At 51.1% G+C, this 15334-nt stretch carries 12 protein-coding genes; 2 read left to right on the forward strand and 10 right to left on the reverse strand.

The window, feature by feature from the left end; genetic code table 11:
• Positions 1–71: 71 nt before the first annotated feature.
• The 9 genes from AACY82_RS05450 to AACY82_RS05490 form a co-directional block, all read right to left on the reverse strand.
• Entirely contained in the window at positions 72–1409 is a 1338-nt protein-coding gene (locus tag AACY82_RS05450; RefSeq protein WP_339615773.1) for a DUF418 domain-containing protein, read from the reverse strand.
• Positions 1397–2230 (reverse strand): TIM barrel protein, encoded by an 834-nt coding sequence (locus AACY82_RS05455; RefSeq protein ID WP_339615774.1) that lies wholly within the window; start codon positions 2228–2230, stop codon positions 1397–1399. The genes AACY82_RS05450 and AACY82_RS05455 overlap by 13 nt, the downstream gene beginning before the upstream one ends.
• Complete coding sequence (locus AACY82_RS05460; protein ID WP_339615775.1) at positions 2227–3501, reverse strand: DUF6005 family protein; 1275 nt, start codon at positions 3499–3501, stop codon at positions 2227–2229. Before AACY82_RS05460 ends, AACY82_RS05455 begins: the two co-directional genes overlap by 4 nt.
• Positions 3498–4811, reverse strand: coding sequence for an AMP-binding protein (locus AACY82_RS05465; RefSeq protein WP_339615776.1), 1314 nt, complete (start codon positions 4809–4811; stop codon positions 3498–3500). Before AACY82_RS05465 ends, AACY82_RS05460 begins: the two co-directional genes overlap by 4 nt.
• 10 nt (positions 4812–4821) lie before the next feature.
• Entirely contained in the window at positions 4822–6702 is a 1881-nt protein-coding gene (locus AACY82_RS05470) for an IucA/IucC family protein (RefSeq protein WP_339615777.1), read from the reverse strand.
• Positions 6695–8524: an IucA/IucC family protein gene (locus AACY82_RS05475; protein ID WP_339615778.1), complete on the reverse strand. Its 1830-nt coding sequence runs from the start codon at positions 8522–8524 to the stop codon at positions 6695–6697. The genes AACY82_RS05470 and AACY82_RS05475 overlap by 8 nt, the downstream gene beginning before the upstream one ends.
• Before the next feature lie 109 nt (positions 8525–8633).
• Positions 8634–9992, reverse strand: coding sequence for an MATE family efflux transporter (locus AACY82_RS05480; RefSeq protein ID WP_339615779.1), 1359 nt, complete (start codon positions 9990–9992; stop codon positions 8634–8636).
• Positions 9989–10279, reverse strand: a complete 291-nt coding sequence (locus AACY82_RS05485; RefSeq protein ID WP_339615780.1) for a DUF2218 domain-containing protein — start codon at positions 10277–10279, stop codon at positions 9989–9991. Before AACY82_RS05485 ends, AACY82_RS05480 begins: the two co-directional genes overlap by 4 nt.
• A gap of 54 nt (positions 10280–10333) precedes the next feature.
• Positions 10334–11095: a response regulator transcription factor gene (locus tag AACY82_RS05490; RefSeq protein ID WP_339615781.1), complete on the reverse strand. Its 762-nt coding sequence runs from the start codon at positions 11093–11095 to the stop codon at positions 10334–10336.
• A gap of 331 nt (positions 11096–11426) precedes the next feature.
• Between AACY82_RS05490 and AACY82_RS05495 the strand changes: the two genes are divergently transcribed.
• Both AACY82_RS05495 and AACY82_RS05500 read left to right on the forward strand, forming a co-directional pair.
• A complete protein-coding gene (locus AACY82_RS05495; RefSeq protein WP_339615782.1) occupies positions 11427–13403 on the forward strand; it encodes a TonB-dependent receptor in 1977 nt (658 codons plus the stop codon).
• A 221-nt stretch (positions 13404–13624) separates the two neighbouring features.
• On the forward strand, positions 13625–14251 hold the full coding sequence (locus AACY82_RS05500; protein WP_339615783.1) for a hemolysin III family protein: 627 nt from the start codon (positions 13625–13627) through the stop codon (positions 14249–14251).
• On the opposite strand, the gene AACY82_RS05505 is transcribed toward AACY82_RS05500, so the two are convergent.
• Positions 14248–15315: a S41 family peptidase gene (locus AACY82_RS05505; RefSeq protein ID WP_339615784.1), complete on the reverse strand. Its 1068-nt coding sequence runs from the start codon at positions 15313–15315 to the stop codon at positions 14248–14250. The genes AACY82_RS05500 and AACY82_RS05505 overlap by 4 nt on opposite strands.
• Between the last annotated feature and the right edge of the window lie 19 nt (positions 15316–15334).

Consider the following 15334-nt stretch of genomic DNA (forward strand, 5'->3'; position numbering starts at 1 on the left):
GGGCTGACGGCAAAACCAGACGATTACACCGAATAACGCTAAGCGGCGAGTGCGGCATTTTTAAGGTGGACTCAAGAGGTTGCTCCCAGCGCTGATACAAGACGCCTGCGCATTGGCTGGCGCTGCCAGTACACCAAAGAGCGCCAAAGCCACTCCAGTGGACCAAAGCGGTAGTAGCGTAGCCACCATTGGCTACCGATTAATTGTAGGGCCCAAATGAGTAAAACGACGCTGTAGACTTCGACGCGCGATAGCTGACCATACCAGCCAAGGCCAAAACCATAAAATATAAATGCACAAATAATTGACTGGCTCACGTACAGCGTGAGTGCCATTTTGCCGCAAGAGGCTAAGTAACCTTGGGTTTTCTGAAGCCACCCTTGCTGATAAACCCAAAGTGCGAGTCCGACATAACCCAGAGTAAGTGGCACTCGGCCGAGATCGTAGTACAGGCCGAGGAATCCCCATTTCAAGACGGCAACGATACTGAACTCGTGACGAATCAGTGCGGCTAGCTCAAGCACGTTTATGCTAAGTCCAAGCCCGATGCCGCCGGCTGCGAGTCGTGCGTAAAAGCGCTGTGAGCGCTCTCCAGTTAGCACGCCGGCTTTAAAAAGCGCCATCCCGAGCAACATCATGCCCAGCGCATCGAAGAAGCCACCACGATACAAAATGGTCGATTGGTAGGCGATGATCGTGGGTTTTAGCTCATAAAAAGCAGAAAGGTAATCGCCGCGCAAGGCATCAATTTGCCTTTGTACCTCAGTGCTGTTGGGTTTGCGCCAGCGCTGGATGTCGGCCCAGTGATCGAGCGCGCCTTGCTCGTGTTGACTTAGCTCTTGTCTCTGGTCTAATTTCCACTCAGCCGCTTGAGCTTCTCGCTGAGTGGTTACCGCATCGGAGACTTTAATAACGCTGCGGGGAATCAGTGTCGCTAATAACAGCACGCCGAGTATTACCAGCCAGCGCACCCGCAAAAGGCGCAGTGGGTATAAAAACATGCCGGCCAATGCGTACCAATAAAGGACATCGCCAAACCACAGAAAGCCCCAAGCGTGAATAACGCCGAATAAAAATAGCCAAATCATACGCCGGTAGTACAAATCTGCCGTGTCTTTTTGCGTACGTGCTTGGCTCCAGTAACCGGTCAACAGTAATACACTGGCACCAAATAGTAATGAGAACAGGCCGCGCATAGTGCCTTCAAAAAACAAATGAGTAATACCAAAAGCTGCTAAGTCCCACCCCTGGTGGCCGCCGTAGACACTTGGGTCCATATAGGCGCGAGGCAAGCTAAAACTGATAATGTTTAACAGTAAAATACCTAAAACCGCGATACCTCGAAGAGTATCGATGGCTTGAATGCGCGGCGCTGGGTTATTTGCCGTGTTATCCGTTAAGCTTCGCATAGACGCCCTGTTTGCACGCGACGAATTTGGTGGCAGTCTTCGGCAATAATGGCTTGAGGGTTATGACCGAACCACTCAAGTGATGCACTGTGGACTCGATCTTGCGGTAGCGTTTGGATAAAAGTGGCGAAGTCGTAAGCGCCCTCAAATAGAGGAACCATCCCTTCCCGACTGCCGGCCGCTGAGTAAACGTTGGCTGGGGCGAACGCGGCAAGGTGCTGTCGCTTACTGATATTCTTAAAGTGCAAATGATGAATATAAGGCGCCATTAAATGCCAAGCTTTGATGGGGTCTTCATGTGCCTCCCATATATGCAAAACATCTAAATTTACTTTTAGGGCCGGGTGATCGACCGCATTAATTAAATCTAACGTAGCCTGAATAGAGTCCGCTTGAGTATTGGGGTGAGTCTCAATAAGTAAATTGCAGCCACTTTCATGCGCTTGGGTACAGTAATCTTTTAGGCGAGAGACTAACGCCTGTAGCTCTAAAGCACTGGTATCGGCACTGGCTTTTTGGCCGGCGAAGGTACGCAGTTTTTGGGCGTCCCAGTGGTTCGCCATTTCGCATAGCTGGGTTAACGTTGTTTGCCCATCTTTGGCGGGTCCGCTAAAGGGAAGATAATCACTGAGCATGGATACTTGTAAGCCCATCGCTTTTAGCCAGCGACCGCTTAATGCTGGCTGATTACGCAGGCTGCGTGCATGGGCGGCCCACAGTTCAATACCGTCCAATCCAGCGCGCGCGGCAAAGGTGGCAAGTTCGGGCATAGACACTAAATGATGGCGAAAACTAATGGTACACAAGGATAAGTGGATCATGACAACACCTCCTGCGGTTGTGAAGACGGCGATAGCGGCTGTTTGAGTAAGGTATGCCAATCGTCAACGGCGGCTTGTATGGCGGTTTTGATACGGTCTTCGCGCCGGTGTTGTTCGGTGATGAGGTTGATGAGGGCGCTATGTTCGCTCTCCTTTTGTGTTATTGCCCATTTATTGGCTAGGTATAGAATTTTCTCGTAGCCTTTTGCTAAGGCCTCAATCACTAAGCACCAGTTTTCAAACTCATCCATCGAGCGTCCGGTGGCGCGGTAGAAGTAGGCGAGCCCGTGTTCGTACGCGTATTTTCGAATCGCTAGCACCGGAAGCTCAGCCAGTGCTTGCCCCAGTAGTGCGAGCGGTTGCGATCCGGTTAGCGGGTGATGGGCCTTGATAACACGCTCAACCGTTTGGGTTAATAGGTTGTCGGGTTTAAAGCACACTGAAAAATACGCGGCGACAGCATCGGCGCTTGGCTCGTGGAGGTGTTCGGTGTCCAGCAGATAACCGCCGGCTACTGCAGGAGACTCGATGGCGTGTAGTACCCGGCGCCGGTCGAGTTCGCCTTCCCAGCGAAAATCTGGGTCCCACATCCAGATTTTATCGGGTTGTTTGCCGTTCTCGAGTAAGACGTAGTGAGGGAATGGGTCTAACTCAAACCGGTTCTCGCGCTCAGGTAGGCGATACATATCAATCATTACCAATAAATGTTCCCACTGGGAGCGCTGACACATGAGCGACTCTAAACTGGCAATGTTGTGAGATTTACTCAACGCTTTGTCGTACCACTCGGTAACGGTTGCGCCGTACAGTCTTTCAAACCACGCAAAGAAAAAATCGTGATCGACCTCTTCCGAGTGATAACGCAACTTCGATGCTTCGTCGAGAAAAACTTCGGCATCCCATACGCCAAAGTAAAGTGGCCGGTGATCCAGCTTGGCTTGCTTAATAGGATGGCACAAGCAGCTTACAACGCAGTGTACTTTTACATCGAGATCGGGCTCGCCTACGGACTCGTCTGTGTGCGTTGTCATTATTCGCTCTAAGTCCCCAAGCGTTTGCAGTGTATCGGGATTAAGCGCGTAATCGGGGATAACATAGCCCGCCTCGGTCTCCAGCAGAACCAAAAGTTGCATCAGGTCCACCGAGTCAAAGTTTAAATCGTAACTTAAATGGGCATCTGGTGAGAGCCTGTCTCGCGGAACGAGAGGTAAGTGCTGTGCGAGTAAATCTTCAATCTGTTGTAAAAAATCCGGTTGCGCGGCGGCATTCATACTTGTGTCCCCTCAGTGGCGTAAAGGGTGTCTGGAGGTGACAGGCGGTCGGGTTGGGTGCTAGGTTTTTTTTCGAGAAAATCTTGTGCTAATTGCCGGCGGCTGATTTTTCCGTTCGCTAAGCGTGGAATTTTTGTCACATACTGAGTCCAGCTTGGCCGCTGGTGAGTTGCGAGTTTTTGCCGGTATAAATCGCGCAGTTGAGTGTCGTTTAGTGCAGATGGCGCTGTGTAAATGGCGGCGACTCGCGCACCTGCTGAGGCGTCCGGCATGTTAAATACCACGGCCTCAGATATGGCCGGATGTGTCATAAGAGCACTCTCGACCTCTTGCGGGTATACGTTCAGGCCGGCGTAGATAATGGTGTCGTCGATACGTCCGCAAAAGTGCAGCGAGGAATTGTCGCTTGAATCAATATAACCAGCATCACCTGTGTGAATATTATGGCCACTTTGCTGCACAATCACTTCGGCTGGCGCATTGCTGTCTGAGCTTGCAAGTAGCTGACAATGGGCCAGTGCGTGACCCATCACTCGGGCATTTTTTGGCTGATAGGCAATGGTGATGCACCCGGCCTCTGAGCACCCATACTGCTGCCATACGTGCTGCACCTTGTGCGTTAAGTTGGCAAAGTCATGTTCGGGCATGACAGCGCCGGAGGTCATGACGCCATACAGTGACTGGGGGCTGCGCCAAAGCATGAGCAATGTTTTGATAAACACTGGTGAGCTATACAGCAGCGGCTTTGGGTATAGTTGTAGGGTGTGTAATAAATATTTGGGATTCCAGCCTGTGACAATATGTGGTGTGGCACCGCGCGCCAGACTAGCCAGAAAACCGCAGATAAAACCATAGGAGTGGGTAATAGCGCATGCAACAACTGGAACGATATCCGATGTTAAGTTTATTGCGCTGTTGTAATGCTCAATTTCACGGTCAATTTCTGCCCAGGTTCGTTCGATTTTTTTCGCCGCGCCGGTAGTACCCGAGCTAAATTGGATTAACGTTCCCGCCGGGAGAGCGCTTTGGCACAAGCGCTGGATCTGCTCGGCGTTTTGCCATATTAATGCATCGCAATCGAGCTCTTTGGCTTTTCTCTGAGCGGCGCAATGGGGTGTGTCAGGATGAATGGGGGCAACTGATAAGTTATTTTTACGACAGTAAAGCGCAATCGCCAGCCACTCGAAATGATCTGTCGTACACACGGCGAGGCGTCGAGCTGACGCGACGTTATCGTTTCTTTCTAATGTTTGCCAGCGCTCGTTTAGGGCGTCTTGGTCGTAACGTTTATCATTGAGGTAAAACAGCATGAAGCACCTCTTAGTGGGCTAATGGAGCGTGTGAAAGTGGGTTGAGTACGCGATGGTGATACTCTTGCGCGTTGGGACAGAGTTTTTTGCGTAGTAGAGACTCCACTTGAATACTGGGTGATTGATAATTTAAGGCGTCGAGTCTTTCAGGATCGCAGTAACCTGCACTTCGGTAAGCTTCTAGGCAAGCGTTTACCATTGCCCAGAACTTAGCTTCGGCTAACCCATAGTGCTCGCAGCATACTAGTGCAAGCTCTGATAGGTGAAACACAAACAATGTGTCCATCGCCAGCTCGCGCAGCGCGTCGACAGATTCCATCCAGTAATATTGGTTGGGTTTGGCGTGGGCGTAGCGAGGCTCGTTGGGGAAGTTTGGTGCGAACTCTGGATGAGCTAAAAAGCTGTTGACGTACTCAACGCTCTCGTGAAAGTCACGCGCGGCGAGCCTTACCGGCCAGCCCTCTTTGTGTAGTAAAAGTGTATTTTGGCCATGCGCTTCAAGGCCAATACCGTGATGCGCAAGTAAATGCCAGACAGGTAATATCAGCGTGTCTAGTAGTTGCGTAAGCCAGTTGCTAAGACCGTAGCGCTGTACCCACGGATCGATAAACGGCTTGCCATCTTGCTCGATCAGGGCCAGTGCCATTAGCGGTGCGGCGGCTTCATCGTGGCGTTGGTGAACGGTTAAGCTCTCGCGCCACAGCGCGCCGATCCGGCATACCTCGGGATCTGCTTCTAAAAATAGCTCGCTTTCGTTTACATGTATTCCGGCATATTCCCGTAAAATAATTAACGGATGCTTTTGAAAAAACTTATCTCCTGCAACAATGTCGGCAATCCACTGAGAGAGTGTGGGCCCAGACTCAATACCGTGACTGAGTAAGTGCCTTGGTGCTGAGGTATTGATAATGCTAAGCGGTAGTTTTAGATCCGCTTTTAGTGGCCGATGACGATTCATTAACGTTCGTACTGATTGGCTTGCCCAGTAGTCATCACCAACCTGGCCGAGGTCGACGATTTTCTTCGACGATGTCTGCTTGAGATCGGCTATGTATTGTTGCCATTGCCACGGGTGCACCGGTACAAATGCCACGGCGTTTGGATCAAGACCAAGTGCTTGGGCACGGGCACGTAGAGTTGCAAAATTTTTATCCCCGAGCTCCACCTGATAAAACGCTTTGGTGTCCTTAGCCAGACCCGAGTAGATGACATGTGTATTAACAACCGCAACCCAGTGTGGCGTAATAGCCGTGTGTGACTCTGGGCTGTAGCGTTGATGGTCTTCGTCGTTAAACCCAATGCGCGCTTTAAAGCAAGGGTGATAAGGGTGACCCTCACTCATCGCCATTTCTAATTCGGCATGGGATAATGCACGTCGGTTAGTGTTTGTAAGGCTGGCATTGCCATTTACATCTATCCCCTTTGCCTTGTTCCACTCGCACCAGTATTGAGTTTTTTTAAGCTCCAACGCAAAACGCGATCGCGGCTCTTCTTCGGCGGGTAGTGCGATTAGTAGCTGACTCAGAACTTGCTCGCAGGTGGTTTCTTGGCCGGTAGGGTGTACTCGCGAGAGTGTTGTTATTTTCAGTCGTACCCGATCGAAATCGCGCACTCGCCCTACGCATCGGTAGTCAATATTGTTTAAGCTAAAGTAGATCGTTCCCCAGAGGGGGTTGTCAGAAGGTGCGCAGACGTAGTCGATCAACGCTTCAAATAACGCCGCTTCTAGTGCTTGCCTTAGAATTCGTTCTGGCGACGTTTCCTTTTCATTGTGAGTTTTAGCTTTCAGCAAAGCAGTGTCTTGGTGCGTTTTCTTTGCGACATCTTGATTGATGTTAGCTGCTTCGCTATTGCAGTTATTCCATTCGGTATTCGTCGTTGTGTTAAACATAGGCAGCTTCTTTAACCGTGTCGGAGGGACTCTCTGCCGCACACAAGGGGTTTTCAATCATGGTGTAGGCGGCGAGCTCTAAATCTACCTCAAGTTCGTCGATGTCTGCCACGCGAGTCAGTAGATTGGCCTTGGCGGGAAGCTGTGCTTCGTTTAGCCATTGCTCAATCAGCAAACGACCACTGCCGGTTAGTGTTGTAAGCAAGCCGCTAAGTTTGGTGCGAAGGTTGGCAATAAGCTCCTGCTCACTGACTATTCCGTCGGCACCTAGGCGATAAATAACCGAAAATATTTGGTTTACCAAAAGGTAGTAGCCAAAGCGATCAATAATATTTTCGGTGGAGTAAAAAAGTTCGCTGTCTTCGCTAAGTTGCGGTTGCCATTGTCGTAGTTGGGGCTTAAGAGCCTCGTCAAGATAAAAGCCTTGATTGTCTCGGTAATAGTAAATATCGGGGTAACCATCGGTTAAGTGCAGTAGGCTATTTTGTTGGTGGGCCTCTAGTGCGATACCGTATCCATCAAACAGAGTAATACAAGGTTCGATAGCGCAGCGCCAGTAAGCATCAAACCAATCGCGCGCAACGGCATGGATGGAGCGGCGCTCGCGGTCTGCGCGCCGCTGTATAATGTCGCATAAGATGCTGTGTTTTTGTTCTGGATGCCAAGTGTCTTGCACCAGTGCTCCGATACAAAACACGTTGTGACCCGAACGTGCGCCAAAAGGGTTGTCGCGCAGGATGGTTTCAAAGCCACTTTCATCATCGCTTGGGTGGCGCAATGTTAGGTAGGCGGGATCAGAAATAAGTTGAAACTGTGTAAAACGTTGATGAAAATTCAGGTTTTTCATCAAGCCTGCCATTAGCACGCCGGCGCGAAGCTCGTGTGTTTTATTTTGCCGCAGTGAGTTGGTTATTTTTACTGGCAAGGATACTTTATACATCCACGATGTATGGCGGTGATACACTGAGCGCACAGATGAGGTGGCTGAGAACATCTGCCCTAGAGGACCTAGGTAACGTAGCGTGCCGGTCGCCAGCCACTCTTTAACATGAGATCTTGTGAGCAACCACTGTGCTTGCAATGGATGGGTGGGAACCAGCACTTCATTGTAGGCCAGCGTTAGTGAGTCCTTATTGCCATCCAGCGCGTCGATAATTAAATCTTCAGCCGTTTTGGTGTGTAGTGATTGCTGCTCCACAAGCTCGCGCGAGGCGGCAAAGTAATGCATTTGAAATTTACCCTGTAGTTCGGGGGTCATCATTTCGTGTTGCCACTCTAAAATACCCTGACGGCTTTTCGGGGTGGGATGCAGCCAGTGGCCCAGCAAGAGACTTTGCTCGGCGCTAATAAAATCGTCGCTACATTGGTAGGGTGATTGCCAGCGCGCCTCTAAATACCGAATGGTGTTCTGCAGACTGTCAGTGAGTCTGTGGGTAAGTTCCAGTTGGCGTTGCTTTAAGCCGTTATTGTGATGTTCGCTATTGCTGTGAAAAAGCTCTTTAACCAGTAGCAACAGCGTGCTCCAAAACCCTTCTTGGTTAACACCCTGCTTTGCCAGTGACGTTTGGGGTGAAAACACGGCGTCGATATGATGCCGACCAACATCAGAGCGATAGCTAATGAGTAGCCACAGCGTAGTTTCTTGTCGCGGTAGGTGCAGTAACAGTAATGATTTTCCCGTGAGCAGTGTGGGTGAAAATAATGTCCGAGCTTGGGGGGCGTTCGGGCTAATCCATTGCCCTGGGTTAACCTCGCGCAAGTAACAATTTACAAAGGCTTGAAAGGTGGAGTATTCAGCAAGATGTCGCGCAAAATCGGCCATAGCAGGTTCCTCGTTACGGTTCCTTTGAGGAGAATGTACGACCGATTATATGAGAGTGGTTCTCATTGTCATTTGTTTTTACGATTGTTACATTTCGCTGTGCGCTGGTTTACTTTGGCGTTGTGTTTAAGCGCCACGCGCTTGATTGCTGCGCCTTGAGCAAGAGCGCCATTGCTAACGTAGCTGCCTCGGCAAGGGGTAGTGCCCACAAAAACGAGTGGGCCGTTTGCCAAAAGTACAATATCCATAAAAACACTAACGGCAGAGCTAAGCTGCGTGATAATGCGATGAATGCTGAGCGCCCGGGTTGCTGCAAGCCGGTGAACCATGCCGATAACACTAAGTTGGCCCCGGTGAACAAAAACACGGGGGCAATAACTGGCCAAAAATCTTGTGCGTATACGGCGGCGTTGTCGCCCCTAAAAAACCAGTGGCTTAACGCCGCGCTGCTCCAGTGACTTAAACCCCACAAGAGCGCCCCCGTCGCAACCGCTAAGCTCATACCAAAACGAAAAAATATCTTTGCGCGCCGCCACTGTCCTGCACCGCGGTTTTGGCTTACCAGTACGTGCACCACCTCAGCTATAGCGCATGCCAGCATAATATTGAGCAGTAGGGCATAGTGAATAAGTGCAAAACCGGCGACGCCCGCTACACCGTATTGGCGGCTAAGTAGCCAGTGGATCACGAGGAGTATTAAGCCCGCTGAGACTTCGTTAACGAATTCGGATACTCCGTTGGCGCAGAACTGAGCAAGCCGGCGCGGGGTTAATCCAGTGGGAGCCCAGCGCAGTGGCATGGGAGCGCGCTTAAAGGTGCCAACTAGCAATGCACATTGTGTTAATTGGGCTACTAAGGTTGCCAGAGCTGCTGCGCGAATATCCCAGTGCAGCCAGCCGAGCAAAACAACATCAAGAATAATGTTGACTAGAGCCCCGATCACCAGCGCGCGACTGGCGCGCTGTGGTTGTCCCGCTACGCGCAAAAAATAATACAAAACCACGGCAATATACTGTGGAGCCAGGCCCGCGAGCACGATTAGTAGATACGGCTTAATCATTGTCTGTAACGATTCGGGCACCGCGAGTAACGTCATGATGGGTAGGTGAAGCGCGCCGATGACGGCAGCGAGCACTGCGCCGCCTACCCCCGCAATGGTTAAACTACCGCAAAATACTTTACTGGCAGCGGTGTTGTGGCCCGCGCCCAGATAGCGGCTGGCAACCACGCTGCCGCCTATGGCAAGCATTAATACCAGGCCAAACAATAGTATCCACAGTGGAATTAATAAGTTGACTGCAGCTAATGCATCGGCGCCCAACCATTTGCCGACCATCACGCCGTCGACAATTGCGGCGCCCGTAAGCGCGAGCAGGCCGATAACGGACGCGCCTACGTAGCGAGTAAACGTTGCCAGTGCCGGGGCGTGGATAGCAGGATTACTTGGCGCCTTAGCTTGGGTGTTCATCGGTGCCACAAAATTACTGGTGGTGTGTTGGGTTGGCCGCTCATCGGGCCGATGTGGCGCTCAATAGTGTGCTCGATTTCGTTTAGATCTGACAGTTGTTGCGCGTGGCATGTTACGAGCAGTTGTTGTGCAGCTGCCTGTAGCTTGCACTCGCCAATACCAAAATCGACTTCGCCACTAGCGTGTTGCCAGTGGGCGTTTACTTTGTGGTTAAAGTGTTTACACAGCTTTTGGAGCGTGCGCTGAGGCGATGTTAAAGCGATGTTGGCGCGAGAGGTAATTTGCAAAGTAAAGTCCTTAATATTCGGTGCGGGTATGAATGATGCCGAATGCTATAGCGGTTAGTTTGTCGGCATAGCCGAGGGCAGTAGTGACAGTTGATAGCCGTGACCGCGCACCGTTTGAATGGCATCAGGAGGCATGCCCGCCGTCTCTAATTTTTTACGGATGCGGCTTAAGTGCATATCGATACTGCGGTCGTCGCGACAGTACGATTTATTCAGGACCCAGCGGTGCAAGTCGGCTTTATTCAGTAAGAGGTTGTGGTTGCGGGCCATACACAGCAGCAGCTTAAACTGAATTGCCGTTAGCTGGATGGGGCGGTTGTTGTAAGAGATCAGCCGCTCGTGGCGGTATAGCACCAGCGGCCCCAACGTCAGTGCGGCGTTATTCTGGTTGCGCGTTGAGGGGGGGCTAGTGCGACGAGTGTTCGTGCGCCGGAGCAATGCACTGCAGCGCATTAATAGCTCTAATGGATTAATAGGTTTGGCTAAAAAGTCATCGGCGCCACGGCGAAACGCGTTAACACACAAACTACAGTTACGCGCGAGTACGATGACTGGGGCGGTCTGCCATTGGTGCAACAGAGCCAGCACTTCCCATGGGGTTTCTAAGGCATCGGCATCGAGTAATATTACGTCGAACCCGTCATCGGGTAAGTGACCTGCCAGCGTGTTACCTGTAGTGTTTGCGTCTACTGGGCAGGTAGTCAGCGTCCAGCCTTCAGTTTGAAACTCTACCAGAACCGAGGCCTGTAAATCGTCATTACGCCCTACCCATAATGTTCGGGCCAGGGTGCTTAATTCTAGCGGGGTCGGGTCCATATCGCCTCCAGCGGTTGCCGTCCATCCTTAATGATAACGATACTCATTATTATGTTTTGCTGCAATCCCAGAAAACAATATTTGTGCGTAAGTCTATAAAATTGCCAGATTAAAAGCGTTGTAGCGCTGAGTGTTAAAGGGGAGGGGTGGCGGTTTAAACGCCGTTAACATGGGGCGAGCTCTTGTGCTGCCTGGCCTCTGGGCGATTTTTAGATTTGTTCTGGCTGGATGCTGGCGTTGGTCTGCGTAACAATTGTAACAACGGTTTACAGCGGTAAAGAAGATAATGATAATGCTTCTTTTTTAGATTGCCTAAAAGGACGCCGTCATCATGCAGCGCTTGTTTATGCCCACGACCCCCCTCCGCCCTTTCTGCCTCGCTCCCTTGGCTCTGGTTTCAATGAGCGCGCTGGCGCAAACGGATTCCAATTCCAGTACTCAAGAAAATCGCCAAGAGATCGTCGAAGAGCTGGTGGTTATTGGGGAGCCGGTGGACAGCTTATTGAACTTCGATGATTTAGAGCGCAAGCAAGCGAATGATCTGGATGATATTTTTTCTGGTGTGACGTCGGTGTTGGTGGGTGGATCTGTCGGTGCGGCGCAAAAAATCTTTGTGCGTAACTTGGGTGAAGACACCTTGAATATCAGTGTCGATGGTGCGACCCAATCGGGCGTTACCTACCACCATACCGGCCGCGTCACCATTGAGCCTGAACTGCTTAAGCAGGTTCGCGTGCAAGTGGGGGCGGGCGACGCCACCAGTGGCCCGGGTGCACTGGGCGGGGCTATTAAGTTTGAGACCAAAAGCCCAGAAGATATGTTGGGCTCTGATGATTTTGGCGCGATATTAAAAACGGGTTACTTCTCTAATAGCGACGGCACGAAAAACAGCGCTACGGTTTATGGTCGTCTTAACGATACTTTCAGTGCCATTGGTAGCTACGTTGCATCCGACCAAGACAACATGGAAGACGCTAACGGCGATGAGCTGACCGGCACCAACACCGAGCAAGAGCTGGCGTTTGTGAAGCTGGTGGGGGATTTTAACGGCGGTCATAAAGTTAGCCTAAGTTATGAAAACCTTGCCGAAGAAGGAGACAAGCTGACGCGCCCAGAGTGGGGGGAAGGGCCGCGCAACCCATTGCGCGCTTTAGAATTTGATCGCACCACCAGCACTTTAAAGTACGAGTGGGACAAGCCCGGAAGTGACTGGGTGTTCTTGGACGCCAGTGTCTATCAAACCGACTTTGAGATTTATCGTCCGTTTGATAGCTATATGAGCGACGTCAAAACTCAGGGCTATATCCTCAGTAATACCAGTGATCTGGGCGGCCACAGCGTGACCTACGGTAGCGATTACCGTGATGATGAAGTCACCGCCGGGGAGCGTGGCGGCGCCGAGCGTTTTGTCGAAACGAGTAACGTTTTGGGCTTTTTTGTGCAAGATAACTATCGCGTAACCGATAGCTTACTGTTGAGCTTTGGTACCCGGTTCGATGATTTTGAGGCGGTGGACAAAGAAGGTCATAAATTCACCGAAGACGGGTTTAGTCCCAATTTGGGCTTTAAGCTGGATATCACTCGTGACTTGACCTTTAGTGGTGGCTACGCCGAAGCGCTGCGCGGGGTAGAAACCAACGATGGCTTTAAGTTGTTTGGCACCACAAATGATCCTGATTTGAAAGCAGAGCGTGCTAAAAATATCGAGTTTGGTGTGGATTACGAAATTGGAAGCTTTTTACTGTCCGCCGGTTATCACGACACCACCATCGAAGATGCTATTGGCAATGCCGTGCCTTGGTCGCGGCACTACGAAAACCTGGGTGATTTAGAGTCGGATGGTTACTCGCTGGGTTTTACCTATAATGGTGAGCGTCTATTCTCGAAATGGAGCTTTTTGGATACGTCCGCGGAGATTAACGGTGAGCAGCTAACCCGTTACGCGTATGGCTACCTGGGAACCTCCACCGGCGATACTCTGTCGATTGACACCTCTTATCAGGTTACCTCGTCGGTGGATATCGGTTGGATTGCGACAGTGGTGCAGGACTTAAACGATGTTTACGTCGTTTCGTCTGATGCCACCATCGATAAGCCGGGCTATGATGTGCATGACTTTTACGCCCACTGGCAGGCGCAGAGCGTCGATGGGCTAAGCCTGACACTCACTATTAAAAATGCCTTCGATAAAGAATACCTGGATCATGGTAGCGTTGAAGACTTTACCGACATCCCCGGTTACACCGGTATTGTGGGCTACCCAGCCCCTGGTCGTGACGTGCGTGTGAGCTTGGCGTATCGTTTTTAAGATGTAGTGCTTAAGCGCTGATGATGGGCATTAAAAAAGCGTCGCGGCTCAAGTCGCGGCGCTTTTTTATTTTGTGCGTTTGAAAGCGCAGCTTTGGCGCAAGGCTCTGCGTTTTTGCGGTTACGCGAGGCCGTCGTTTGTCGTGACAGCTACCCATAGAATGGCCTAGACTTCTAGCGGAAGCGTTTCCGCTTTATTATTTGGTCGATCTGGGAGTTTCTATGTACGACGGCGAGAGAATCAATAGCATTACCCACCTGGTCGGGGCGGTTCTGGCGCTGGTGGGCTTTGGTGCGCTGTTAACCATCAGTATTCAACAGCTAGACGCCGCGTTGATTGCAAGCTTCGCAGTTTTTGGGGTTACCTTGGTTCTGCTTTACACCATGTCCACGCTGTATCACAGCTTTCGCTCACCCCAGGTGAAAGCCGTGTTTCGCAAGCTCGATCATGTGTGTATTTATTTGCTGATCGCGGGCACTTACACACCCTTTATGCTGGTCACCATCGGCGGTACTACGGGCTGGATCATGCTGGTGGTTATTTGGGGGCTTGCCGTGGCGGGGTTGTTGCTGGATATCTTGCCTAAAAAGCGTATTAAGTGGCTGCAGATACTTATTTATTTGGTCATGGGCTGGGTGTGCGTGGTGGTTTACCAGGATCTTGCTAAGGGGTTTCCCGCCGCTGGGCTTTACTGGTTATTGGCCGGCGGGGTCACCTATACAGTGGGGGTGATTTTTTACGTGCTTGACGGGTTAAAAAAGTTGCGTCACGCCCACGGTATTTGGCATTTGTTTGTACTGGCCGGATCTTTTTGCCACTTTATCTCCATCGTCGCTTACGTACGTTAGAGAGGCCCGAGGGAACCGCCCTCCAGCCACCGCTGTACTCTGGCAACCTGATCGTCCGAGGTATCTTGATCGGTGGGAAGGTAGATGTCTGGCAGCACGCCAGTGTTGTCGACCGGGTATTGCGGTAGGCGATTACTGCGGGAGATTGCGTACCAGAGCGTGATGCCCGACTCTGGCAACTCGTGAAAGGCCAGGTTGGAGTAATCGAGTGCGCCGCCGGTCGGCTGACCAACCAGTTTAACGCTAAAGCTTTGGCGCACGGTCAATAAAAATTGTTCGCCCGAGCTGTAACATTCCGGACCAATTAAAATTGCCACTCGGTCGGGCCGCTGTGGCTCGGGTGTAACGCGCTCAAAGTGTACGGCTTCGGGCTCGGGGTTAACAAAGGTGCCGGGCGCGGCCTGCTTCATGCGCGTTACGGCAGTCTCTAAGTAAGCCACTATCTCCTCGTTGCCTCCGTTGCGCTGCAACATGTCTTTTACAAACTCACGGCATTTTATATTGTCTGCTGTGGCAAGCCATTGGGTGCCGATGGAGACAGTCTCGTCGGCCACTAACCAAGGCAGTAGACTGTCATAATTATGATCACTGCCACCGGCGTTGTAGCGCATATCAATGATCCAGTTGTTACACTGCTGTAGTAGTGAACGGTGAGCGTGGAGTAGTTGCGCTAAGGGTTCTTTGTAATGATCTTCAAAACTTGGCAGGCGCAGTAATAACGTTTGCTCTGATAATGCCTCGGCACTGGGTGATTCATCTGTATGTTCGCGGGCGGAAAATTCGCTGTCTGGAGTCGCTTGTTGCAAATGCGCCGGTAACTGTAAGCCCATGTGGTTAACCCGAAAGTGCTCAAGGTAACGGTAATAAATAGGGCAGCACTCGCTCCATGTGCCGGCTTGTTGCAGTTGTTTTTTTGCCTTAAGTAAGGCGTTATCAAAATAGGCGGTGCCTTTCTCTGTCAATCGTGTCGGTGCGCCAGCATCGTTCTCGCGAAAAAACTTATCGAGGTAAGCGAGTTCTCGCTCGGCGGCTGCGACGGTAAAGGTTGCAGTGGGTGCTGACATGCAAAACGTCCTTGTTCTA

Origin of the sequence: uncultured Gilvimarinus sp., from assembly GCF_963972205.1 — a bacterium.
Lineage (GTDB): Bacteria > Pseudomonadota > Gammaproteobacteria > Pseudomonadales > Cellvibrionaceae > Gilvimarinus > Gilvimarinus japonicus.